This window comes from Pseudomonas sp. GW821-FHT02B10, assembly GCF_059421865.1.
Genome location: NZ_JBWKVU010000010.1, coordinates 74,367 through 96,962 on the forward strand (window position 1 = coordinate 74,367; position 22,596 = coordinate 96,962).

Sequence of the window (22,596 nt, forward strand, 5' to 3'; positions counted from 1 at the left end):
CTTTATGACCCTCGGACCCTTTACCCGCAAAACCCTCGCCAGTCTGCTGTTGATGGCCTTCGGCGGCTGGATCGTCTGGCTGTGGCTGACCCTGGCCGGGCCCACTGCCGGCATGAGCCGCTTCAAGACCCTGGAACCCTTGTCGATCGAAGGGCAAGCGGCGGCGGCCTTGCCCGCCGGCACGGTGCTCTATTACGACACCGGCTTTGCCGAGGGCCATGGCCGTTACCTGGCGTACTTCTATCACAAGGGCGTCATCGCCCAGGAAGCCTTGCCCAAGGCCTTCTGGCCGGGGCAGGAGCAGATCAGCCCCTTGTGGTTGTGGAATATCGATCCCGGGCAGGTCCCGGATAAAACCATGACGCGAGAAGACATTGTCGCCGCCGTACAGGCCGGTCAGCTGTCCCGGCAGGAGCTGGCGGCCATCCTCCAATCGTTGCCGCGCTAGGCTCTGTACGAAAAGTGGCTGCGCGCTGGGCGCCTTCGGCGCTACGCAGGCCATGCTGCGTTAAAAACAGGCTCAGCGTTGCGAATCCGCGGTCTCATCCAGCCGATCCGCCTCGACCACTTCGCCGCTCTTACCCTTGGTCTTCAACTCGCTGACGATCACCGCCGCGACGATCAGCGCGCCGCCCAGCAGGGCCAGGGCCGGCAGGCGTTCGCCGGCGATGCGCCCGACCAGCCCGGCCCACACCGGTTCGCCGGCGTAGATCAGGGTGGCGCGGGTCGGCGAGACGCTTTTCTGCGCCCAGTTCATCGCCACCTGGATCGCCGCGCTGGCGGCGCCCAGGCCCAGGGCGCTGGCCAGCAGCAGCCAGGAAAAGTCCGGGATGGCTTCCTGGGTCGGCACCACCATCAGGAACGACAGCACCGAGGTGGCAGCCAGTTGTACTACTGTGACCCGGCGCACATCGACCTGGCCGGCGTAGGTGCTGATCAGGATGATTTCCGCGGCGATGGCCACGGTGCTGATCAGGGTGGCGATTTCTCCCGGGCTGAAGTCCAGCGCGGCGCCGCTGGGCCCGGAGAGCAGCATCAGGCCGGTGAAGGCCAGCATGATGCCGATGCTCGGCATCAGCCCCGGGCGCTTGCCCATGAACAGCCATTGCAGCAGCGGCACGAAGGGCACGTACAGCGCGGTGATAAAGGCCGACTGGCTGCTGGGAATGGTTTGCAGGCCCACGGTCTGCAGGCCGTAGCCGAGCATGATGGCGGTGCCGATGAAGACCCCGGCCTTGAGTTCGAACAGGGTCAGCCCGCGCAGGCTGCGCAGGGAGAACAGCCCGACGATGCAGGCCGCCGCGGCGAACCGCAGGCCGACGAAGAACATCGGGCCGCTGACGGTCATGGCGTGCTGCACCGTGAGAAAGGTGCCGCCCCAGACCATGGTGATCAGCACCAGCACGCACTCGGCTTTGCTCAGTTTGAGGAAGAAGGAAGAAGATTTGCAGGAGTTCACCGACGTCATGCCCTTGCGTGCTACCCGGGGCGGCCGCACAATGCGCCGCGAAGTTGGGCAGTATACTGCGCAAACCCATACAGTGAGCAATATAGTGCACAAAGATCCTGGGCAGCGCGCTTCCGTGCTGCAGCATGTCAGTCACAACGTCCGGCGCCTGCGCCACGCCGCCGAGCTGAGCCAGAGCGCCCTGGCGGAAAAGTCCGGGGTCAGCCGGCGCATGCTGGTGGCCATCGAGGCCGGTGAGAAGAATGTCAGCCTCAGCACCCTGGACCGGGTGGCCGAGGCCCTGGACGTGGCCTTCAGCGACCTGATCCAGGCCCCCGATGCCCGCGACCCGAGCCGGATCAACGAGCTGGCCTGGGCCGGGCTGATTCCCGGGAGCAAGGCGGTGCTGCTGGCCAAGGCCAACGCCTGCCGCGAAGTGGAGCTGTGGGAATGGCGCCTGGAGCCGGGCGAGCAATACCTGTCGGAACCGGACGCCGAAGGCTGGAGCGAGCAGCTGTATGTCTTCGAGGGTTGCCTGACCCTGGTCCTGGGTGAACAGGAGCGGCGCCTGGACAGCGGCGAGTTCTTCATGTTCGCCAGCAACCTGCCGCATGCCTATCGCAACGATGGGGCGGTGGCGGTGCGTTTTGTGCGCAACGTGGTGATCTGAGCACTGTTGCCAGGGCAACAGTGCTTGAACATTTTGCCTGTTTTCAATTGATGCTGTTTCTTATAAAAACCAATCAACTTACTGATTTGTAAGACTTATAGCCTTCGGCACGGCTTCTGCAATCTCCAGGTCAGAACGGATCTTCCGCATTCGACAGGACCTGGAGTCGGCCATGACAACCACAGCTCAACCCACCCGAACCGCCCACATCATCCACTCCGACGCCGAGGCCATCGCCGTCGCCCGGACCCTGGCCGAACGTTTCGCCGTCGAAGCCAGCGTGCGCGATCGCGAGCGGCGCCTGCCGTTCGCCGAGCTGGACGAGTTCTCCGCCAGCGGCCTGTGGGGCATCACCATTCCCAAGGCCTACGGGGGCGCCGGGGTGTCCTACGTGACGGTGGCGCAGGTGATCAAGATCATCTCCGCCGCCGACTCGTCCCTCGGCCAGCTGCCGCAGAACCACCTGGGCGTGCTCGACATCCTGCTGCAGACCGCCAGCGAGGAGCAGAAGCGCTATTACTTCGCCAAGGTGCTGCAGGGTTATCGCTTCGGCAACGCGTTCTCCGAAGCCGGCAGCAAGCATGCCGGCGCCTTCGAGACCCGCATTCGTTTCAACGGCGACGGCGCGCGGATCGACGGCGAGAAGTTCTACTGCACCGGCGCCTTGTTCGCCCATATCGTGCCGGCGGTGGCGGTCGACGAAGAGAACAAGGCGTTCATCGCCTTTATCGAGCGGGACAACCCCGGCCTGACGGTGATCGACAGCTGGGACGGTTTCGGCCAGCGCACCACCGCCAGCGGCGGCGTCACCCTCGACGCGGTGCAGGTGCCGCTGAGCGCGGTGATCCCGGCCCATCGCGCGTTCGACGAACCCACCGCCGACGGGCCGATCTCGCAGATCATCCAGGCGGCGGTGGACACCGGCCTGGCAGTCGGCGCCCTGGAAGAAGCCAAGCGCCACGCGCGCCAGTCGCGCCCCTGGATCGACAGTGGCCAGGATCATGGCTGGCAGGACCCGTTCACTATCGCCGCCATCGGCGACCTGGAATGGCGAGTGCACGGCACCGAGGCGATCCTGGAAAAAGCCGGCCTGGCCATCGACCAGGCACTGCGCGACCCCAACGAAGACAGCGTGGCCCAGGCCTCGGTGGTGGTGGCGCAAGCCAAGGTGCTGTCGGCACAAAGCGCCTTGCTCGCCAGCAGCAAGCTGTTCGAACTGGCCGGCACCCGCTCGGTGCTGGGCAAGTACAACCTCGACCGCTACTGGCGCAACGCGCGGACCCATACCCTGCATGACCCGGCACGCTGGAAATACCACCTGATCGGCAACTTCCTGCTCAACGGCGTCAAGCCGGCCCGCCACGCCTGGAACTGAGGAACCGCCCATGAACGCATTGAGCCAAGCCACCGCCCATGAAACACCCGCCGATGAACAGGCCGAGCACAGCCACGACGACCTGCGCCGCGCCCGCGAACTGCTGCAATCGACCCTCAAGTTTGTCCGTGAGCAGGCCAAACCCTGGCCCGGCAGCGGCCTGGCCCGGGCCAGCGACGACCCTTATGTGATCAGCCGCTTTGGCGACCTGCTGATCCGGATCGAAGTCGCCGCCGCCTTGCAGGAACGGGCGCAATCGCTGCTCGCCAGGGAGCCCGACGTCGCCGAAATCGGCGTGGCCCAGGCCGAGGCGGCCATCGCCAGCCGCGAGGCCTTGCTCGCGGTGAGCAACGCCGAGTTCGAGCTGACCGGCCAGCGCAGCCCGCTGCCCGCCGTGCAGGGTGAACCCTTGCGCTGGAAATACCCGTTGATCGGCAACTACCGTCTCAACGGCGTGGTGCCGCCCAGTTTCAGGAGTGCGGTTTGATGGCCCGGGAAATCCGTCTCAACGCGTTCGACATGAACTGTGTCGGCCACCAGTCGCCGGGCCTGTGGGCCCACCCCCGGGATCGCTCCTGGCAATACAAGGACCTCGAATACTGGACCGACCTGGCGCGGATCCTCGAACGCGGCAAGTTCGACGGCCTGTTTATCGCCGATGTGCTGGGCATCTACGACGTCTACCAGGGCAACGGCGAGGCGGCGATCCGCCAGGCGGCCCAGGTGCCGGTGAACGACCCGCTGCAACTGATCCCGCCCATGGCCCTGGTCACCGAGCACCTGGGCTTCGGCCTGACCGCGTCGCTGTCGTTCGAGCATCCCTATCCCTTCGCCCGGCGTCTTTCCACACTCGACCACCTGACCCGCGGCCGCGCTGGCTGGAACATCGTCACCTCCTACCTGGAAAGCGGGGCGAAGAACCTGGGGCAGAAAGCCCAGACCGAGCACGACGCCCGCTACGACTACGCCGAGGAATACCTGGAGGTTTGCTACAAGCTCTGGGAAGGCAGTTGGGAAGAGGGCGCGGTGCTGCGCGACCGGGAACGGCGGATCTTCAGCGACCCGAGCAAGATCCATGAGATCCGCCACGTCGGTCCACACTTCCAGGTGCCGGGCATCCACCTCTGCGAGCCTTCGCCGCAACGCACCCCGGTGCTTTACCAGGCCGGGGCGTCGAGCCGTGGCAAGCAGTTCGCCGCCGAGCAGGCCGAGTGCGTGTTCGTCGCTGCGCCGTCCAAGGTGCTGCTGAAGAAGACCGTGGCCGATATCCGCCGCCGCGCCGCCGAGGCCGGGCGCGATCCGGCGCAGATCCTGATCTTCAACCTGCAGACGGTGATCCTCGGCGAGACCGACGCCAAGGCCAGGGCCAAGTTCGAGGAGTACAAGTCCTGGGTCAGCTACGAGGGCGCCATGGCGCTGATTTCCGGCTGGACCGGCATCGACTTCAGCCAGTTCAAGCCTGATGAGCCGCTCAAGCATGTGCACACCAACGCCATCCAGTCGGCGGTGGAAGCCTTCTCCACGGCCGACCCGAACAAGGTCTGGACGCCCCATGAGCTGGCGGACTGGGTCGGCATCGGCGGCTTCGGCCCGCTGTTCGTCGGCAGCCCGGAAACCGTGGCCGACCTGCTCCAGGAGTGGGTCGAGGACACCGATGTGGACGGCTTCAACCTGGCCTATGCGCTGACTCACGAGACCTTTGTCGACGCCGTCGAACTGTTGGTCCCCGAGTTGCAGAAGCGCGGCGTGTACAAGACCGAATACGCCCCCGGCACCTTGCGCGAGAAGTTGTTCGGCGCCGGGCCGCGCTTGCCGCAGAACCATCCGGGCAGCGCCTATCGCGACCTGGCGGCCTGGCATCGCCGGGAGCAGCAGGTGGCCTCCATCCGGATACCTGCCTTGTAGCCGCTGCCGAAGGCTGCGATAGGTCCGAAGGACCTTCAGCGTCAGTGTGATCGTCACGACCTGTCGGTCGATCGCAGCCTGCGGCAGCGGCTACAGGTGCAGTGCAAACCCAAAAACCGGCCAGCGGACCACCGCACGCTTTTGCCCAAGGAACGAGGTCAATCCATGAGCGTGCATGAACTCAAGCGTTCGCCCCCGGCGGACGCGCGAACACCGGAACACACTGTGCTGCTGCCTGCTGCCCTGGAGCTGTTGCAGCACTGGGCGCAGGTCAGCCCGCTGGCCAGCGCGTTGCGTCACAAGCGCCACGGCCATTGGTACAACTGGCGCTGGATCGATGCCGCGCGGGATGTCGAGCGCCTGGCCGACGGCCTGCGCCAACAGGGTTTCGACGAAGGCTCGCGACTGGCGTTGAGCGGCCTGTTCGAGCCCAACCTGCTGCTCCTGGCCCTGGCCGCGCAACGGATGGGCGGCCAGGTGCTGACCCTGAGCGACGAACTCGACCCGCAAGCCCTGCGCCAGGCCCTGTGGAACCTGCGCCCCAGCCATGCCTTCGTGCATTCGCGCCAGCAGTTGCTGCGTTGGGTCGCGGCCGGTGAAAACAGTATTGCCCCGCAATTGTTGATTGCCCATCAGGCTGTTCCGCGCCTGCCGCAGGGTTCGCGCCAGCCGGTGCTGGCCTTCAGCGACCTGCTCGGCAGCCGGGAAAAGCCCCAGCGCCAGAACCACTGGCGGCATCCGGCCCATGCCGCGCAGCTGTGGAGCGAGGAGGGCACGCACTGGCCGGAAGGCCTGAGGGTCTTGCTGCACCAGTGGCTGCACAGCGGCCATAGCCTGGCCTTCCCGGAAAGCCGCGGTTCGGCCAGCCGCGACCGCCGCGATGTCGCCCCCAGCGGCCTGCTGCTCTCGGGCCCTTGCCTGCAACGCCTGGCCGACGACATCGAAAGCCGCCTGGCGCCCGTGGGCAGTTGGCGCCGCCGCCTGTGCGACTGGGCCATTGCCCAGCCGCACCGCCCCCTGCAACGGCTGCTGAAGAACCGGGTGCGCCGGCTCCTGGGGTTCCAGCGCCTGGATTACATCTGGCAGGCCCCCGGCAACCCCTCGACACCTTCGGCGCCGGTGTGGCTGGCCGAATTCAAACGGAATATCGCATGAGCGCCGCCGACCCCATCCTGCAAGTCAATGCCATCTCCCTGTCGTTCAAGGGGGTGAAGGCGATCAACCAACTGTCCTTCGCGGTCGCGCGCGGTGAGATCTGCGCTCTGATCGGGCCCAACGGCGCCGGCAAGAGCTCCTTGCTCAATATCCTCAATGGCGTCTATCGCTTCGATGCCGGCTCGATTGTCTTCGACCGCGAAGCGTTCCAGCGCATCGACCCCTTGCAGGCCGCGCGCCGGGGCATCGGCCGGACTTTCCAGAACAACGCGCTGTTCAAGAAGATGAGCGTGATCGACAACCTGCTCAGCGGTCTGTCGCGGCACACTCGCGCCCGCTTTATCGAACAGGCCCTGGGGCTGCCCCGGGCGCGGCGCGAGGCCGAGGCCCATCGGCAACTGGCCCAGGGCATTCTCGAGTTCCTCGAGTTGCAGGCGCAGCGCGATGTGCCGGTGGGCAACCTGGCCTACGGCCTGCAAAAGCGCGTCGAGCTGGGCCGGGCCCTGATCGCCGGGCCCAGCCTGTTGCTGCTGGACGAGCCCATGGCCGGGATGAACGCCGAGGAAAAACAGGACATGGCGCGTTTCATCGCCGACATCAATCGCGACCTCGGCACCACGGTGGTGCTGATCGAGCACGATATGAACGTGGTCATGGACCTGTCCGACCATGTGGTGGTGCTGGACTACGGGCGCAAGGTCGGCGACGGCACCCCGGCCGAAGTGCAGGCCGACCCCGAGGTGATCGCCGCCTACCTGGGGGCGGTGTACTGATGAGCTTTTTCTTCGAAACCCTGCTCGGCGGCCTGCTGGCCGGCACCCTGTATTCGCTGGTGGCCATCGGCTTCGTGCTGATCTACAAGGCCAGCGGCGTGTTCAATTTCGCCCAGGGCGCGATGTTGCTGTTCGCCGCGCTGACCTTCGTCAGCCTGCACGACCAGGGCGTGCCCTTTGTCCTGGCGCTGCTGGCGACGGTGCTGGTGATGATCGCCGGCGCCTGGCTGATCGAGCGGCTGGTGCTGCGGCCGCTGGTCAATCGTTCGCAGATCACCCTGTTCATGGCCACCCTGGGCCTGTCGTTCATCATCGAAGGCCTGGCCCAGGGGCTGATGGGCTCCCAGGTCAGGGCGCTGGACCTGGGCATCGACGACGTGCCGCTGTTGCTCGGGCCATTGATGCTCAGCCAGTTCGACCTGATCGCCGCGGCCACGGCGGTGGTACTGGTGACGGTGCTGGCGCTGCTGTTCAACAAGACCCGGATCGGTGTGTCGCTGCGGGCGGTGGCCGACGACAGCACGGCCGCGCTGTCGATCGGCATCAACCTCAACCGCATCTGGCAGATCGTCTGGGCCGTGGCCGGCATCGTCGGGCTGGTGGCCGGGCTGCTCTGGGGCGCGCGCCAGGGCGTGCAGTTCTCGCTGTCGCTGGTGGTGCTCAAGGCTTTGCCGGTGCTGATCATCGGTGGCTTCACCTCGATCGGCGGGGCGATAGTCGGCGGGCTGATCGTCGGCGCCGCGGAGAATCTGGCCGAGGTCTACATCGGCCCGCTGATCGGCGGCGGCATCACCCCCTGGTTCGCCTATGTGCTGGCCCTGGCTTTCCTTTATATCCGTCCCGCCGGCCTGTTCGGCGAGCGCGCCATCGAGCGAGTCTGAACCCATGTCCATTCCCCTGACCCAGGCCACCGCGCCTGTGCTGTTGATCCCGCGCCGCCTGCCCTGGGGCCTGGGCGGCCTGCTGTTGCTGGCCCTGGTCGGCGTGCCCCTGGTGGGCAACGACTATTGGCTCAACGCCATTTTGATCCCATTCCTGGTGCTGTCCCTGGCCGGGCTCGGCCTCAACCTGCTCACCGGCTACACCGGCCAGACCTCGGTCGGCGCCGCCGGCTTCATGGCGGTCGGCGCCTTCGCCACCTATGGCTTCCTGCTGCGCCTGCCGGAGCTGGGCCTGCCCCTGGCGCTGCTCGGCGGTGGCTTGATCAGCGCGGCGGTGGGCTGGCTGTTCGGCCTGCCCAGTTCGCGGATCAAGGGCTTCTACCTGATGGTCACCACCCTGGCGGCGCAATTCTTCCTGGAGTGGCTGTTCGTCAAGTTTCCCTGGTTCTACAACTACGGCTCCTCCGGGACCATCTCGGCGCCCCGCCTGAGCCTGTTCGGCCATGACCTCAATACCCCGGTCGGGCGTTACCTGCTGACCCTGGCCTGCGTGCTGCTGTTGACCTGGGTCGCGCTGAACCTGGTGCGCAGCCAGGTCGGGCGCAACTGGATGGCGATTCGCGACATGGACACCGCGGCGGCGGTGATCGGCATTCCGGTGGCGCGCTACAAGCGCCTGGCGTTCGCCGTCAGTTCCTTCTACCTGGGCATCGCCGGCGCCCTGTGGGCCTTCGCCTACCTGGGCACCGCCAGCGCCAGCAGCTTCGATATCAATCGCTCGTTCCAGATCCTGTTCATCATCATTATCGGCGGCATGGGCAGCGTGGCCGGCAACTTCGTCGGCGCGGCCTTTATCAGCCTGCTGCCGATCCTGTTGAGCCACGCCGGGCAAGCCCTGTCGGGCGGTGCGGTGGATGCCGGGCAGTTGCAGAACCTGCAGAAAATCATCTTCGGCGTGCTGATCATCCTGTTCCTGATCAAGGAGCCGGAGGGCCTGGTCCGCCTGCTGGGCAATCTCCGTCAACGGCTGGGCCACTGGCCGCTGCGCTTCTGAATTCCACTCCTGAGTAGAGAGAAGATATGCGTGCATCCTTGAAACGTTCCCTGGCCGGCGTCGCGGTGGCGCTGGCGATCCTCGGCGGCGCGGCGCCCGTGGCGCAGGCCGCGGCGGACCAGCAGTTCTTTCCGCTGGCCACTTACCGGGTCGGCGCCTATGCCTCCAGCGGGGTGCAGGTGTGGGCCGGCATGATCGACTACCTGAACTACATCAATCAGGTGGAAGGCGGGATCAACGGGGTCAAGCTGGTCTGGCAGGAGTGCGAGACCGAGTGGACGGCGGAGAAGGGCATCGAGTGCTACGAGCGCTTCAAGAACGGCCTGGATGGCGCGCCGGTGGCGGTCTACCAGCCCAACGGCGCACCGGCGGCCTATGCTCTGAGCGAGCGCGCCGAGGTCGACAAGATCCCGCTGATCACCCTGGGTTACGGCCGTACCGAAGCCACCGACGGCACGGTGTTTCCCTATAACTTTCCGGTGATGCTGACCTTCTACAGCGAGGCGTCGACCCTGGTGAACTACATCGCCGAGCGCGAGGGCGGCTTCGACAAGCTCAAGGGCAAGAAGATCGCCACGGTCTACCACGATTCGGCCTATGGCCGGGAAACCCTCGGCCCGCTGAAGCTGCTGGCGCAGAAGTACGGCTTCGAGAACATCCAGATTCCGGTGGCCGATCCGGGTAACGAGCAGTCGGCGCAATGGCGCCAGGTGCGCCAGCAGAACCCCGACTGGGTGTTCCTGCGCACCTGGGGCGTCTCGACTCCGGTGGCGGTCAAGACCGCCGCGCGCTTCGGCTTCCCGGTGGACCACATCATCGGCGACATCTGGGCCAGCTCCAGCGAAGACGTATTGCCGGCCGGCGCGGCGGCCAAAGGCTACCTGGCGCTGACGCCTTATCCTGCGGGAAGCGATTTCGACATCCACCGACGCCTCAAGCAACACATCCTCGACCAGGGCAAGAGCGACCTTGCGGACCTGAAGAACTTCGGCAGCGTGTACTACAACTCCGGGCTGGTGAATGCCGCGGTGGCGGTCGAGGCGATCCGCACCGCCCAGGGCAAGTTCGGCCAGCGCCCGCTCAATGGCGAAGAAGGCCGCTGGGGCCTGGAACACCTGAACATCGACGACGCCCGGCTCAAGGACATGGGTTACCTGGGGTTGATGCAGAACCTCAAGCTGTCCTGCCGCGATCACGAGGGCGGTGGTTCGGCGCGGGTGCAGCAGTGGGACGGCGCCCACTGGACCCTGATCAGCGACTGGATCGCCGCCGACCGCGCCTTGCTGCGGCCGCTGATCGACGAGAAGTCGGCGGCCTTCGCCAAGGAGAAGAACCTCACGCCACGCAGCTGCACCGGGGATGAATGAAGCATGAGCCAGACCGCTCCGGCCGCCACGGCCGACGACCTGTTGCAGGTGCGCGATATCGAGGTGATCTACGACGGTGCGATTCTCGCGGTGGCCGGGGTCTCCCTGAGCGTGCCCGAGGGCGGCATCGTCGCCTTGCTGGGGGCCAACGGCGCCGGCAAGAGCACCAGCCTCAAGGCGATCTCCGGGCTGCTGCGCGCCGAGCGGGCCGAGGTCAGCCGTGGCTCGATCGTCTTTCTCGGCCAGGACAGCGCCGGCGTCGATCCTAACCAGCGGGTGCGCCAGGGCATGGTCCATGTGCTGGAGGGGCGTCACGTGTTCCCGCAGTTGACGGTGGAGGACAACCTGCGCAGCGGCGGTTTTGTCCGTGGCTTGAGCCGCCGGGAACTGGCCGCCGACCTGGAACGCATCTACGCCTGGTTCCCGCGCCTGAAGACCAGGCGCGGCACCCGCGCCGGGCTGACCTCGGGCGGCGAGCAGCAGATGGTCGCCCTCGGCCGCGCGCTGATGACCCGGCCGCGCCTGGTGCTGCTGGACGAGCCGTCCATGGGCCTGGCGCCGATCATCGTCCAGGAGATTTTCGAAATCGTCGCGCAACTCAATCGTGAGGCGCGAGTGAGCTTCCTGATCGCCGAACAAAACATTAATGTGGCGCTCAAGTACGCCTCCAGGGCCTACGTGCTCGACACCGGGCGCGTGGCCTGGTCCGGCACCACCGATGAACTGCTGGCCCGGGGCGATCTGCAGGACTTCTACCTAGGCAGGCACTGACCCGTGAGAAACCCATGAGCCAAACACCCAACGGACAGGCGAGCGGCGCCACCCGTGATGCCGATGTGCTGATCGTCGGTGGCGGCCTGAGTGGCGCCTTGCTCGCCGCCCAACTGCTGCGCCTGCCGGGCCGGCGCCAGGTGCTGGTGATCGAGCCGCGCAGCGAGCTGGGGCGCGGCGAGGCCTACAGCGCCGTCGAGCTGGGCCACACCCTGAACGGCAACGCCGCGCGCATGAGCGTCGACCCGGACAACGCCGATGACCTGACTCAATGGCTGACCGATTACATCGCCGCCGGCGGCTGGCCGGAGTCGAAGCAGCAGCCTGTGCCCATCAGCGAGCTGTTTCCTCCGCGCGGAATCTTCGGCCTGTATGTCCAGCAGCGGCTGGCCGAGGCCCAGGCGATTGGCGCCTTGCAGGGCTCGACGGTGGCGCATGTGCGCGCCGAGGTGGTGGACTTGCAGGCCGACGCCGAGGGTGCCTGGCTGGCCCTCAACGACGGCCAGCAACTACGCGGCGCCTTTGCCGTGCTGGCCACCGGCATGTTCCCGGCGGCACGCACGCCGCAGACTCAATCCAGCGGTCTCAACGCCGCCGCGCTGGACCCTTGGGACGTTTCGGCCATGAGCCGGCTCGACCCGCAGGCCACGGTGCTGATCATCGGTTCCGGGCTGACCATGGTCGACGCCGTGGTGTCCCTGGAGCAGGCCGGGCATCGCGGGCCGATCGAGGTGTTCTCGCGCCACGGCCTGTTGCCCCATGTGCGGCGCCAGCCACCGGCCTGGGTCGACTTCCTCGCCGAGGATCCCAGCCTGCGCAGCCCGCGCCAGCTGCTGCACGAGCTGCGTCGGCAATGTCGCCAGGCGCTGGCGGATGGCGTGGACTGGCAGGCGCCGCTGGACACGGTGCGCGCCCATATCGGGCGCTTGTGGAGCCAGGCCACGGACGTGCAGCGCCGGCAGTTCGTGCGCCATGTGCGGCCGTGGTGGGAAAGCCATCACCACCGTTCGCCGCCGCTGAGCGCCGAGCTGGTGGCGCGTTTGCACGGGGAAGGGCGGTTGCGCATCCAGGCGGCCTCGTTCAAGGGCCTGGAGCCTTCGGCGGATGGGCGCCTGGCGATTGGCATCCGCCGTCGCGGCGAAGCGCAAACCAGTTGGGTCGCGGGGGATGCGCTGATCAACTCCAGCGGCATCGAATACGACTGGCGCCGGGTCGCCCGGCCATTGCCGCAGCAACTGCTGGCCCGTGGCCTGATCACGCCGGGGCCGCTGGCCCTGGGGATTTGGGCCGACAGCGGTGGCGCGGTGGTGGATGCCGAAGGGCAGGTCGCCCGCCGGCTGTTCGCCATGGGCCCGCCGTTGCGCGGCATGTGGTGGGAAAGCACCGCGGTGACCGACGTGGCCAGCCAGGCCAAGGCTCTGGCCGCACGCCTAGCGGCATTACCCTTGTAGCCGCTGCCGCAGGCTGCGAACGGCTGCGCAGCAGACGCCGCGATCCTGAGGCCGCCAAGCAAGGTCCTGCGGACCTTTTCGCAGCTTCGCCTTGGCTCAGCAGCGGCTACAGGGTCACCCAGCGCTGTTCGGCGGCGGCAAGGCGGATCGCCGCCGCCAGGCGCTCGACCTGCCAGGCCTCGGCGAAATCCGTCCCGCCTTGCCCCTGGCCGCCCAGCGCCATGATCAGCTCATGGACCTCCAGGGTCTTGAGCTCGTTGTAGCCCAGTTGATGCCCCGGGGCCGGGCTGAAGGCGGCGTAGCCGGGCAGGGCAGGCCCGGCCAGCAGGCGCTGGAAGCCGCTATCACCGGCACGGTACAGGCGCAGTTCATTGAGACGTTCCTGGTCGAAGGCCAGGGTGCCGCGGGTGCCGCTGATCTCGAAACTCAGGTGGTTCTTGTAGCCGTGCTTGAGCCAGCTGCTGCTGAAGGTCCCGCGGGCACCGCTGGCGAAACGCAGCAGGGCATGGGCCTGGTCGTCCACGGCGATCGGGCGCTGTTCCTGGCTGCCGGCGCTGGCCGGGCGCTGGTGGTGCACGGTCTGGCTGTCGGCGCAGACCGCCTCGACCTCGCCCAACAGATAACGCGCCATGGCCAGCAGGTGGCTGCCCAGGTCGGCCAGGGCGCCGCCGGCATGCTGCGGATCGCAGCGCCAGGAGAAGGGCGAGGCCGGGTCGGCCATGAAGTCTTCGCTGAACTCGCCCTGGAAGCTGACGATCTCTCCCAGTTCGCCGCTGTCGATCAGCGCCTTGGCCTGCACGATCATCGGGTTGTGCTGGTAGTTGTAGCCGACCCGGGTGACCACTCCGGCGGCCTGGGCCGCGTGCTGCATTTGCTGCGCCTGCTCGACGCTGACCGCCAGGGGCTTCTCGCAGTACACCGCCTTGCCGGCCTTCAGGGCGGCCATGGCCATGGGGAAGTGCAGGTGATTGGGCGTGGTGATCGCCACCAGGTCGACCCTGGGGTCGTCGATCAGCCGTTGCCAGTCGCCGTGGGCCTGGGCAAAACCCCAGGCCGCGGCGCAGTGCTCGGCGCGCTGGCGGTCGGCATCGGCCAGCGCCGCCAGGTGCAGGCGCACCGGCAATTCGAATACCGCGCTGACATTACGGAACGCCAGCGCATGGGCCCGGCCCATGAAGCCCGTGCCGATCAAGCCTATTCCCAGTTCACCCATCGCCGACCCCTTGCAGAATTGTTGTTGTAAGGAATGCTCTTTATGGAATAAAAATTCCGTAATTGCAATCTATGGAATAAATTTTCAGCAGCGCGCCGCTGCTGCTCGGCAACCCGGCCGGGAAAAGCCGAAGGGCGCAAATAAAAAAGGGTGCAATGAACAGTCATTGCACCCATGGGCCGATCACCTGAGCAGGGTCAGAACTGGAAGGTGAACCCCAGGTTGACCGAGCTGCCACCGCCATGACCGGACACCAGCCCGGTGTAGTTCAGCGACACCAGGGTGTCTTTGCTCATGGCCATTTCCGCAGCGGCCTTGACCACCGCGCCATCGCGAGACACCGGCACGCCGTTCACCGCAAAGGCCGCCGCACTGCCGGCAAATTTCAATGAGGTTTCACGATCCAGGTCGCCGTACTGGTGTTCCCAGCCCAGCTCGCCACGCAAGGTCACCGAGCGGGTGGCGCTCACCGGCAATTGCGTATGACCTCGCAGGCCAAGGGTCGAGAGCGTGGCGTCCTGGCTTTGCTTGCTGCCATGCAAGGCTGCTGCCCCGCCGCGTTCCTTGAACGAGTCGTTCTGGAAGTTGATGTAGCTGAGGTTGGCGAAGGGCTCGAAAGCCGCCCACCGGGTGTAGCCGATTTCGCCGAACACCTGATCGGTACGCGCGTTGTAGTTGGCTTTTTCATGGCTCGACTGGTTGCCGTACGTCACGTCACGGGAAGTGTCGAAGCGGTGCCAGGTGGTGGCTCCGCCGAGGCGCAGGGCGATGCTGTCGAAACGTTTGCCGCCATAGATCGACAGGTGATAGTTGTCGCTGTCGGCGGAAGTCCTGGAGGCTCCGTTCAGATCGGTCCTGGTGTAGCCGGTTGCCGCACCGACGCGCCAGCCATCGCCGACGTCGGTGTCCAGACCGAGCAGGACGCCGGTGGTGGAAGTGCTGTAGCGCGTGGCGTTGTGATCGGCGTCGACTTGCCTGTGGCCGCCGAGCAATTGCACCCAGCCACCATTGCTGCTGGCCTGGATATCCATATCGGTATCCAGGACCTGAGCCTGTTGCAGGCGGCCGTTGACTGCGTCGCGCAGGTAACGGCTGTCGGCGATCTGCGCAGCGGCGATGTCGGAGTGCACCTGGCCATCGAGCTGGTTGAAGGCTTGTCGCGCCAGTTCCGCCGAGTCGGAGGCCAGGATGCTCTCGTACACCGGATTACCTGCGCTCAATGTGTCGATGGCGCTGGCGACGGCACGCTCGTTACGGGTCAAGGCTACGCTGGCGAACGCGGTCTGGTTGCGGTAGATGCCCAGGTTCAGCTGGTTCGGCTGGTAGTTCAGGCGGGTGTCGAGGAACAAGAAACTGGGGGCGACGGAAGCGAACTGGCCGTTGATACCCTGGCTGGCGCTGAGGATGTTGAACTGCTGGCCCAGGTAGCTGCTGGCCTGGGCCGCAGACAGCAGGTTGGGGCTATTTTCCATGGAGAGGGTGACCTGTCCGCCGTTGAGAGTAGCCACGCCCGTGCTCTGGAGTGTGTCGGTCTGCCCGTTGGCGGCGACTTCCACCGCGTACACCGAGCCCGGGTTGAACGTGACGTCGCCGGTGTGCAGGGTGCCGACCGAATGGCCGGGGGCCACGGTACCGCCGTTGTTCACCAGCAGGGTGCCGATGCTGCCGTTACCCGCCAGGGTGCCGCCAATACGGGTGACCACCTGGTTATTGGCATCGACGGTGCCCACGGCGCTGCCATCGACAGTCACGCTGGAGGTCAATCTGCCGTCCACCGAGAGCTTGCCGCCACGGACCCAGGTACTGCCCGAATAGCTGCTCTGGCCGTCGAGTACCAGTTCCCCATCCCCGGACTTTGTCAGGCTGCCGACATAGGTCTGGCCGGTCAGCGGGTCCAGGCCGCGGGTCAGCGTTGCCTGTTCCCGGGCCATGCCGATCTCGTACTGGAATTGATCGTCCGCCGAAGCCCCGGCCGGTAGACCGTTGACCCAGCCTTTGTGCTGCTTGATCGCGCTCCAGGTGGCCTGTTCAGCGGCGTCTTCGCTGCGTCGGGCACGGATCGCTTCGTCGGAGATGTCGTTGGCCCAGATATCGCGGGTGCCGGCGGGCAGCGCCACGGCCAGTGCGCCGACGAACTGTCCCGGGCCCTGCATGGCCTTTTTCAGGTTGGGCAGGCCCCAGCCGTTGACCACCCCTGGCACCTGTGGGGTGCCGGGAGCGGCGTCGTGCACCGGTTGCAGGTTGTCGTAGGTGCGTCCGCCCGTCCGGTCGCCGACCGGGGTGTCGGGGCCGTCCGGGGTTTGCAGGGTGGAGGTGGTCAGCAAGACATCGCGGGCCTGGCTCGCGGTCATGTAGGGAAAGCGCTGGATCACCAGGGCCAGGGCGCCGGAAACGCTGGGGGCGGCCGCCGAGGTGCCGTTGGCGTTGGGGATGATCTCGCCTTCCGGTCCTGCGGACGGAATGCCGGAAACCCCCATGACGCACCACCACTTGGAGGTGCCGCAGCGGTTATAGACCTGGGCGCCGCTCTCGTCATAACCGGTGATGGACAGCCACTTGGATTCCAGGTCCGGCTTGAAATAGGGGAGGTTGGCGTTGGTGTCCGGGTTGGCGCCATGGCTGTCGTTGCCGGCGGAGATGATCTGGATGAACGAGTACTGCCGGCCGGCGTCGGCCATGGCATCCATCCAGGTCTTCTGGCCCGCGTGGGCCTTGTCCCAGAACGGCCGGTAGGCGGCGGTCATGTCCCTGAGGATAGCCTCCGGGCTGTCGCCGACAGTGCCGAAGTGGTTCTCTACGTCATTACGCGAGTTCTGCCCCCAGCTCTGGTTGACGATCGACACTTTTTTCGCCGCCAGCGCGTCGTAGCTGGCCATGAAGGCGTTGTAGTCGAGGTCGTTGGAGCCTTGATAACGGTCGTTGTCGCTGCCGCCGGTGTTGGCCACGAACAGATTGGCATCGAAGGCGATGCCGTGCATGCCGGTACCATTGCGACTGGCCGCCAGTACTCCGGACATTTCCGTGCCGTGGCCGTCGTTGAAGCTTGGGTCGTACTCACCCGCAATACTGAAGTGCTCACCTTTGTGGAACTCGCCGGCAGGCACCTCCAGCCGATAGCGCGGATGGGTTGCGTAGTATTCGCCGGTAGAGGTGACTGCCTGCACACGGTTTTCGCCTGCGGCGTTCTTGCCCTGGAACTCCGAATGTTCACTGAGGATGCCCGAGTCCAGCACGCCGACGTTTACCCCTTTCCCGGTGATACCCAGGGCATAGGCGTAATAGGCGTTGGTCCGGTCCAGGCCGGAGTTGACCTGGGCTTCCGGAGTCTTCCAGGTTTGCGCGTTATTGCTCCAGTTGCCGGTCGCGGCGGACCATGACTGTCCGGCATTGAGTTGTTTGTGCAGGTCCGTGGCCACGCCCGGTTCTATATAGGTATAAGGTTGGGCCGCCGGCAGGTTGGCAATAATCGCTTGGGCGAAGTCGAATATGTTCTGGGTATAACGGCCGGAGTTGCTGAACAGGCGGCTTTTATAACGATCCAGATTGTTGTTGTAATCAAGTGGCTTGCTCGTATCGCCGAGCATTGCACTGATCGACAGGTTTTCCGTCTGCAACTCGTAGTTCTGCTGGAGCAACGAGTCGAACTTTGTCGATTGTGCGGCAAACTCTTTGGCTGCCAGGTCCAGGGTATTGCCTACACCAAAACGCAAGTTGGTATACACGGCGGTACCCGGCGCGAACGACGCAGCGGCTTTCCTGAACGCAGCCTCCAATACCTGGGGTGTATAGGGCGAGCCGGTGGGCGGATTATCTGCCAGAGCCATCTGGCCCTGACCCAGCCACAAGGCGATGGCCATTGCGACAGGGCTCAGGGAAGCTGGTTTTAAGCGGTTGCTGCGTTTGTCTGAATCGATACCTGCTACGTCCATGTTCCTTTTCCTTGAGATATGTCCTTGGTCGAAACTGATGTTTCGATCTCTTGTAATAGGCAGGGCTTAAATGATGGGCTGAAACAAAGGTGCTATTTAGAAGCACGTGGTGTGCTTATTGTTTTTACTGAGCAATAGGGAGTTCAGTCTCGGTTATCGTTACTGTTCGCTTGATACTCACTAGGTGGTACATATTGGGAAGTCGACAATCAACGAATGGTCAGTTGTTGATCCTCAAGTTGTTTTTCTTTAAGACACACATCGGCCTCCGCTGTTTTCAAACAATGGTTTTTCATATGAGTGGTGTTGCAGAAAAATAACTGCGAGAGGGTTATAGCATGACAAATGAGCTTGTAACAAAATATTTATAGAGTGCTACGAACTTGATACCAGAACTGTGACAGGTTTGGTTTTCTGTTTGAGAAAGGTTGGGGGTGAGCTGTGGGTGCCGGGCATAAAAAGGCAGCCCGCAGGCTGCCTTTGTTGTACGGCGAAGGTCGATCAGGACAGGAAACCGCCGTCCACGTTCAGCGATATGCCCGTGGTGTAGCTCGAGGCATCGCTGGCCAGGTAGAGCACGGCGCCGGCCATTTCGCTCGGGTCGGCCACGCGCTTGAGGGGGATCTGCGCCAGGGCGGTCTTGAGGATGGCGTCGTTCTTCACCAGCGCCGAGGCGAACTTGGTGTCGGTCAGGCCCGGTAGCAGGGCGTTGCAGCGGATGCCGAACTGCGCGCATTCCTTGGCGAAGACCTTGGTCATGTTGATCACCGCCGCCTTGGTCACCGAGTAGATGCCCTGGAAGATGCCGGGGGACACGCCGTTGATCGAGGCCACGTTGATGATGCTGCCGCCGCCGTTGTCGCGCATCAGCTTGCCGGCTTCCACCGACATGAAGAAGTAGCCGCGGATATTCACGTCGACGGTTTTCTGGAAGGCGCCCAGGTCAGTGTCCAGCACGTTGCAGAACTGCGGGTTGGTGGCGGCGTTGTTGACCAGGATGTCCAGGCGCCCGAACTGTTCGCGGATGCCGGCGAACACCTGGCTGATCTGCTCCATCTCGCCGATATGGCAGGCGATGGCGGTGGCCTTGCCGCCGGCGGCGACGATGGCGTCGGCCACATGCTGGCAGCCTTCGAGCTTGCGGCTCGAGACGATCACATGGGCGCCTTGCTGGGCCAGCAGCCTGGCGATGGCTTCACCGATGCCGCGGCTGGCGCCGGAGACGAAAGCGATCTTGCCGTCGAGGTCGAACAACTGAGTCTTGGACATGGTTTTTCCTTATTGTGTGCCTGGCGCGTCGGGACGATCAGAGGCTGGATTTCTTGATGACTTGCAGGCTCATCTGCTCCAGCAACTTGTTCATGTGAATGAACTGCGCGAAGCGTTTGTCCTGGGTCTGGCCATGGAAGAAGCGGTAGTAGATCTGTTGCACGATGCCGGCCAGGCGGAACAGGCCGTAGGTGTAGTAGAAGTCGAAATTGCCGATCTGGATGCCGGCGCGTTCGGCGTAATAGTCGACGAACTGCTGGCGAGTCAGCATGCCCGGGGCGTTGCTCGGCTGGCGGCGCATCAGTTGCACCGGCGCCGGGTCGCCCGCTTCGATCCAGTAGGCCAGGGTGTTGCCCAGGTCCATCAGCGGATCGCCGAGGGTGGTCAGCTCCCAGTCCAGCACGCCGATGATCTGCATCGGGTTGGCCGGGTCGAGGATCACGTTGTCGAAGCGGTAGTCGTTGTGCACGATGCTGGAGGTCGGGTGATCGGCCGGCATCTTGTCGTTGAGCCAGGCCTTGACCGCTTCCCACTTGGGCGCATCCGGGGTCAGGGCTTTCTCGTAGCGGTCGCTCCAGCCCTTGATCTGACGTTGCACGTAACCTTCGGGCTTGCCCAGGTCGCTCAGGCCGCAGGCCTTGTAGTCGACGCGGTGCAGCTCGACGAACTTGTCGATGAAGCTCTTGCACAGGGCTTCGGTCCTGGCCGCGTCGAAACCCAGCTCCGGCGGCAGGTCGGAGCGCAGGATGATGCCCTTGACCCGCTCCATCACATAGAACTCGGCGCCGATCACCGATTCGTCGGTGCAGTGCACATAGGCTTTCGGGCAATACGGAAAGCCGTCCTTGAGCTGGTTGAGGATGCGGTATTCGCGGCCCATGTCGTGGGCCGACTTGGCCTTGTGGCCGAAGGGCGGGCGGCGCAGGACGAATTCCTGTCCCGGGTATTCCAGCAGGTAGGTCAGGTTCGAAGCGCCGCCCGGAAACTGGCTGATCTGCGGGGTGCCGGTCAGGCCCGGAATATGGGCCTTGAGGTACGGATCGATCAGGTTGGCATCGAGTTCCTCGCCGGAGCGAGTACGGGTGGACTGGTCAGTAAGCGCCATGCTTATCCCTTCTGCTTATTCTGGAGGCCAGAGATTATTGGCTAATCTAATGCGCCCACCTGAGCGCCACAATCGCCGCAGGCCTTTATAGGTGAGCGTGTTGCCGGGCAATCATTGCTTTTGATACAAGCGTTTGAATGGGCCCGGCTTCACTCTAGTCCAGTTCGCCGGGCCTGAATGAGCATTCCGACCGGAGCGGCGCACGGCACTGTTTCTGCCTAGCGCCGAAGGCGCCCAGCGCGGGGCATGGCCTGCGTGGCGTCTGTGGCCACGGCGCCTGATTCAGTTCGGGGCAGGCAGGGCGATGGGGGTCAACAGCGGTTGGCCGCTGAAGTGGGCGACGAGGTTCTTGCCCACCAGCTCCACGGTGGCCTGGGTCGCTTCCGGCGACAGCCCGGCGACGTGGGGCGTCAGCACCACATTGTTCAGGGGCTTCAAGGCATCCGGCACCCGCGGTTCGTCGTCGAATACGTCCAGGGCCGCGCCGGCGATGCTGCGTTGCTCCAGGGCCTGCAGCAGGTCGGCGGTATTCACCACGCTGGCGCGGGCGATATTCACCAGGAAACCCTCCGGCCCCAGGGCCTGCAGCACGGCTTTGTCGATCAGCTGGCGAGTGCCTATGCCGCCAGGCGTGGCGACCACCAGGAAGTCCGAGTGCCGCGCCAGTTCGGTCGGGGTCGGGCAGAAGCTGTAGGGCACGTCGCTGCGGATCTGCCGGTTGTGGTAGCTGACGCTCATGTCGAAGCCGTTGGCGCAGCGCTTGGCGATGGCCAGGCCGACGGCGCCGAGGCCGAGGACACCCAGGCGCTTGCCGGCCAGGGACGGGCGCATGACTTTCGGCCATTCGCCGCGCCGCACGGCGGCATCGGCACGGGGAATGTCACGCACCAGGGACAGCAGCAGGGCCATGGCATGGTCGGCCACCGACGAGGCGTTGACCCCGGCGCCGTTGCTCACCGCTATGCCACGGTTGCTCGCCGCCTGCAGGTCGACCTGCTCGTAGCCGGCGCCGATCACACAGATGATTTCCAGGTGCGCCAAGGCGGCGATTTCTTCGGCGCTCAGGCCCAGCGGACCACGGGTGAGCACCGCGTTGATCTGCCCGGCATGGGCCTTGATGGCGGCCGCCCGTTCGCTGGGCGTCGGCGCGAGGATCAGGTGGAAGCCCTGGTTTTCCAGAATCCACAGGTAGTCATTGATGGTTTCGACGAGGACCAGAACGGTGGCGGGCATGCGTGTCTCCTGAAGGACTGAAGAGGGACGGACGGCGTACGGCGCAGCGATGGCAACCGGCATACGGCTCAGGGAGCCGCTGTACCGTGATAAACCACTCAAGGGCTCAAGATTGCGGATTGCAGGGCGCTTTAGCAAGGCGCGGTCGCGGGTTTTTCCCGCGACCGCGGCCTGGAGAGCGTCGCCGTTCTCGATGGCCTGATCGCCAGCAAGCTTGGCTCCTACAAAGAGGGCATTCAGAAGCGGATATCGGCGGTTTTCACTCGCCGGACAAAGGCGCCGTCCAGGGTCGCATTGTGGTGGTCAATGATCGCCCGGGCCGGGAGCTCCGGGGTGTCCATGCAGGTATGGGCATCCTCCGCCAGCACGGCGGCGAACCCCAGGTCCAGGGCGGCGCGGCAGGTGGCGTCGATGCAGTACTGGGTTTTCATGCCGACGATCACCAGCTCATCGACCTGCGCCGCCCGCAGGTGTTCGGCCAGCCCGGTGCCAACAAAACAATTGGGGCGGGTTTTGTCCAGCCGTTGGTCGCTGGCCTCGAGTTGCAATTGCGGCAGCAGTTGCCACGGCGCGCTGCCGGCGGCGATGGGCGAGCCTTGCGGGCCGGTATGGCGCACGGCGATCACCGGCGCGCCGGCCTGTCGGGCGCGGTGGATCAGTTGGTTGATGTTGTCGAGTACGCGCTGCCCCTCGAAGGGCTGCTCTGGTCCGTGAAACAGGCCGACCTGCATGTCGACGATCAGCAGGGCGGGGCGCTGGGCCTGGGGTGACGGCATGGTGTTTCTCCTTGTGAGCCAGCTGGACGGAGAAACAAAAGGCCCCGTCCATTGCTGGCGGGGCCTTGGGTTCGACTGCGCTGTTGTCAGCTCATGCAGCGACCACACGACCCGCCGGAAGCGGTCGTGGTGGTCGTGCGGGTGAGGTGGCGCGGGAAAGGATTCATGGCGCCGATCATGGGGCCAGGGTTCGCGCGCTGTCAATCCGAGAAGAATACTGGT

General features: G+C 65.2%; 18 protein-coding genes and 1 pseudogene. 12 read left to right on the plus strand and 7 right to left on the minus strand.

Going from position 1 to position 22,596, the window contains the following annotated elements:
- Positions 1–4: 4 nt before the first annotated feature.
- On the plus strand, positions 5–448 hold the full coding sequence (locus AC07VU_RS20790; protein WP_274306490.1) for a hypothetical protein: 444 nt from the start codon (positions 5–7) through the stop codon (positions 446–448).
- A 72-nt stretch (positions 449–520) separates the two neighbouring features.
- On the opposite strand, the pseudogene AC07VU_RS20795 reads toward AC07VU_RS20790, so the two are convergent.
- Positions 521–1,538 (minus strand): annotated as a pseudogene (locus AC07VU_RS20795) (DMT family transporter).
- A gap of 15 nt (positions 1,539–1,553) precedes the next feature.
- Here AC07VU_RS20795 and AC07VU_RS20800 point away from each other — a divergent pair.
- The 11 genes from AC07VU_RS20800 (at position 1,554) to AC07VU_RS20850 (ending at position 12,849) form a co-directional block, all read left to right on the plus strand.
- Complete coding sequence (locus AC07VU_RS20800; RefSeq protein ID WP_009043403.1) at positions 1,554–2,117, plus strand: helix-turn-helix domain-containing protein; 564 nt, start codon at positions 1,554–1,556, stop codon at positions 2,115–2,117.
- Between the two features lie 172 nt (positions 2,118–2,289).
- Entirely contained in the window at positions 2,290–3,492 is a 1,203-nt protein-coding gene (locus AC07VU_RS20805) for an SfnB family sulfur acquisition oxidoreductase (RefSeq protein WP_495030377.1), read from the plus strand.
- 10 nt (positions 3,493–3,502) lie between these two features.
- Entirely contained in the window at positions 3,503–3,979 is a 477-nt protein-coding gene (locus tag AC07VU_RS20810) for an acyl-CoA dehydrogenase (protein WP_495030378.1), read from the plus strand.
- Complete coding sequence (locus AC07VU_RS20815; RefSeq protein WP_495030379.1) at positions 3,979–5,397, plus strand: LLM class flavin-dependent oxidoreductase; 1,419 nt, start codon at positions 3,979–3,981, stop codon at positions 5,395–5,397. The genes AC07VU_RS20810 and AC07VU_RS20815 overlap by 1 nt, the downstream gene beginning before the upstream one ends.
- Before the next feature lie 165 nt (positions 5,398–5,562).
- Positions 5,563–6,552 carry an AMP-binding protein gene (locus tag AC07VU_RS20820; RefSeq protein WP_495030380.1) on the plus strand — a complete coding sequence of 330 codons (990 nt, stop codon included), beginning with the start codon at positions 5,563–5,565 and terminating at the stop codon, positions 6,550–6,552.
- A complete protein-coding gene (locus AC07VU_RS20825) occupies positions 6,549–7,325 on the plus strand; it encodes an ABC transporter ATP-binding protein (RefSeq protein ID WP_274306496.1) in 777 nt (258 codons plus the stop codon). The genes AC07VU_RS20820 and AC07VU_RS20825 overlap by 4 nt, the downstream gene beginning before the upstream one ends.
- Complete coding sequence (locus tag AC07VU_RS20830; RefSeq protein WP_277588523.1) at positions 7,325–8,206, plus strand: branched-chain amino acid ABC transporter permease; 882 nt, start codon at positions 7,325–7,327, stop codon at positions 8,204–8,206. Before AC07VU_RS20825 ends, AC07VU_RS20830 begins: the two co-directional genes overlap by 1 nt.
- A 4-nt stretch (positions 8,207–8,210) precedes the next feature.
- Positions 8,211–9,260 (plus strand): branched-chain amino acid ABC transporter permease, encoded by a 1,050-nt coding sequence (locus AC07VU_RS20835; protein ID WP_053260754.1) that lies wholly within the window; start codon positions 8,211–8,213, stop codon positions 9,258–9,260.
- A gap of 26 nt (positions 9,261–9,286) precedes the next feature.
- Positions 9,287–10,627: an ABC transporter substrate-binding protein gene (locus AC07VU_RS20840; protein WP_007923886.1), complete on the plus strand. Its 1,341-nt coding sequence runs from the start codon at positions 9,287–9,289 to the stop codon at positions 10,625–10,627.
- 3 nt (positions 10,628–10,630) lie between these two features.
- A complete protein-coding gene (locus AC07VU_RS20845) occupies positions 10,631–11,398 on the plus strand; it encodes an ABC transporter ATP-binding protein (RefSeq protein WP_457276186.1) in 768 nt (255 codons plus the stop codon).
- A 14-nt stretch (positions 11,399–11,412) separates the two neighbouring features.
- Positions 11,413–12,849, plus strand: coding sequence for an FAD/NAD(P)-binding protein (locus AC07VU_RS20850; RefSeq protein WP_457276187.1), 1,437 nt, complete (start codon positions 11,413–11,415; stop codon positions 12,847–12,849).
- Positions 12,850–12,955: 106 nt separating this feature from the next.
- Here the strand turns inward: AC07VU_RS20850 and AC07VU_RS20855 are convergent, their stop codons facing one another.
- The 6 genes from AC07VU_RS20855 to AC07VU_RS20880 all read right to left on the minus strand — a co-directional run bounded on the left by AC07VU_RS20855 (position 12,956) and on the right by AC07VU_RS20880 (position 22,374).
- Positions 12,956–14,062, minus strand: a complete 1,107-nt coding sequence (locus AC07VU_RS20855; protein WP_457276188.1) for a Gfo/Idh/MocA family protein — start codon at positions 14,060–14,062, stop codon at positions 12,956–12,958.
- A 197-nt stretch (positions 14,063–14,259) separates the two neighbouring features.
- Positions 14,260–17,991, minus strand: a complete 3,732-nt coding sequence (locus AC07VU_RS20860; protein ID WP_495030381.1) for an autotransporter domain-containing protein — start codon at positions 17,989–17,991, stop codon at positions 14,260–14,262.
- Between the two features lie 501 nt (positions 17,992–18,492).
- On the minus strand, positions 18,493–19,260 hold the full coding sequence (locus tag AC07VU_RS20865) for an SDR family oxidoreductase (RefSeq protein WP_495030382.1): 768 nt from the start codon (positions 19,258–19,260) through the stop codon (positions 18,493–18,495).
- Positions 19,261–19,297: 37 nt separating this feature from the next.
- Positions 19,298–20,365 (minus strand): phosphotransferase family protein, encoded by a 1,068-nt coding sequence (locus AC07VU_RS20870; protein ID WP_009043417.1) that lies wholly within the window; start codon positions 20,363–20,365, stop codon positions 19,298–19,300.
- Between the two features lie 282 nt (positions 20,366–20,647).
- Positions 20,648–21,598: a 2-hydroxyacid dehydrogenase gene (locus tag AC07VU_RS20875; RefSeq protein WP_495030383.1), complete on the minus strand. Its 951-nt coding sequence runs from the start codon at positions 21,596–21,598 to the stop codon at positions 20,648–20,650.
- 236 nt (positions 21,599–21,834) lie between these two features.
- Positions 21,835–22,374: a cysteine hydrolase family protein gene (locus AC07VU_RS20880; protein WP_495030384.1), complete on the minus strand. Its 540-nt coding sequence runs from the start codon at positions 22,372–22,374 to the stop codon at positions 21,835–21,837.
- Between the last annotated feature and the right edge of the window lie 222 nt (positions 22,375–22,596).

What these genes read in the sequence shown, in the direction of transcription:
- AC07VU_RS20855 (WP_457276188.1), bottom strand. Translation starts at nt 14,062, where the DNA reads ATGGGTGAACTGGGAATAGGCTTGATCGGCACGGGCTTCATGGGCCGG.
- AC07VU_RS20860 (WP_495030381.1), bottom strand. Translation starts at nt 17,991, where the DNA reads ATGGACGTAGCAGGTATCGATTCAGACAAACGCAGCAACCGCTTAAAA.
- AC07VU_RS20850 (WP_457276187.1), top strand. Translation starts at nt 11,413, where the DNA reads ATGAGCCAAACACCCAACGGACAGGCGAGCGGCGCCACCCGTGATGCC.
- AC07VU_RS20815 (WP_495030379.1), top strand. Translation starts at nt 3,979, where the DNA reads ATGGCCCGGGAAATCCGTCTCAACGCGTTCGACATGAACTGTGTCGGC.
- AC07VU_RS20870 (WP_009043417.1), bottom strand. Translation starts at nt 20,365, where the DNA reads ATGGCGCTTACTGACCAGTCCACCCGTACTCGCTCCGGCGAGGAACTC.
- AC07VU_RS20845 (WP_457276186.1), top strand. Translation starts at nt 10,631, where the DNA reads ATGAGCCAGACCGCTCCGGCCGCCACGGCCGACGACCTGTTGCAGGTG.
- AC07VU_RS20880 (WP_495030384.1), bottom strand. Translation starts at nt 22,374, where the DNA reads ATGCCGTCACCCCAGGCCCAGCGCCCCGCCCTGCTGATCGTCGACATG.
- AC07VU_RS20805 (WP_495030377.1), top strand. Translation starts at nt 2,290, where the DNA reads ATGACAACCACAGCTCAACCCACCCGAACCGCCCACATCATCCACTCC.
- AC07VU_RS20810 (WP_495030378.1), top strand. Translation starts at nt 3,503, where the DNA reads ATGAACGCATTGAGCCAAGCCACCGCCCATGAAACACCCGCCGATGAA.
- AC07VU_RS20835 (WP_053260754.1), top strand. Translation starts at nt 8,211, where the DNA reads ATGTCCATTCCCCTGACCCAGGCCACCGCGCCTGTGCTGTTGATCCCG.
- AC07VU_RS20820 (WP_495030380.1), top strand. Translation starts at nt 5,563, where the DNA reads ATGAGCGTGCATGAACTCAAGCGTTCGCCCCCGGCGGACGCGCGAACA.
- AC07VU_RS20825 (WP_274306496.1), top strand. Translation starts at nt 6,549, where the DNA reads ATGAGCGCCGCCGACCCCATCCTGCAAGTCAATGCCATCTCCCTGTCG.
- AC07VU_RS20865 (WP_495030382.1), bottom strand. Translation starts at nt 19,260, where the DNA reads ATGTCCAAGACTCAGTTGTTCGACCTCGACGGCAAGATCGCTTTCGTC.
- AC07VU_RS20875 (WP_495030383.1), bottom strand. Translation starts at nt 21,598, where the DNA reads ATGCCCGCCACCGTTCTGGTCCTCGTCGAAACCATCAATGACTACCTG.
- AC07VU_RS20790 (WP_274306490.1), top strand. Translation starts at nt 5, where the DNA reads ATGACCCTCGGACCCTTTACCCGCAAAACCCTCGCCAGTCTGCTGTTG.
- AC07VU_RS20840 (WP_007923886.1), top strand. Translation starts at nt 9,287, where the DNA reads ATGCGTGCATCCTTGAAACGTTCCCTGGCCGGCGTCGCGGTGGCGCTG.
- AC07VU_RS20830 (WP_277588523.1), top strand. Translation starts at nt 7,325, where the DNA reads ATGAGCTTTTTCTTCGAAACCCTGCTCGGCGGCCTGCTGGCCGGCACC.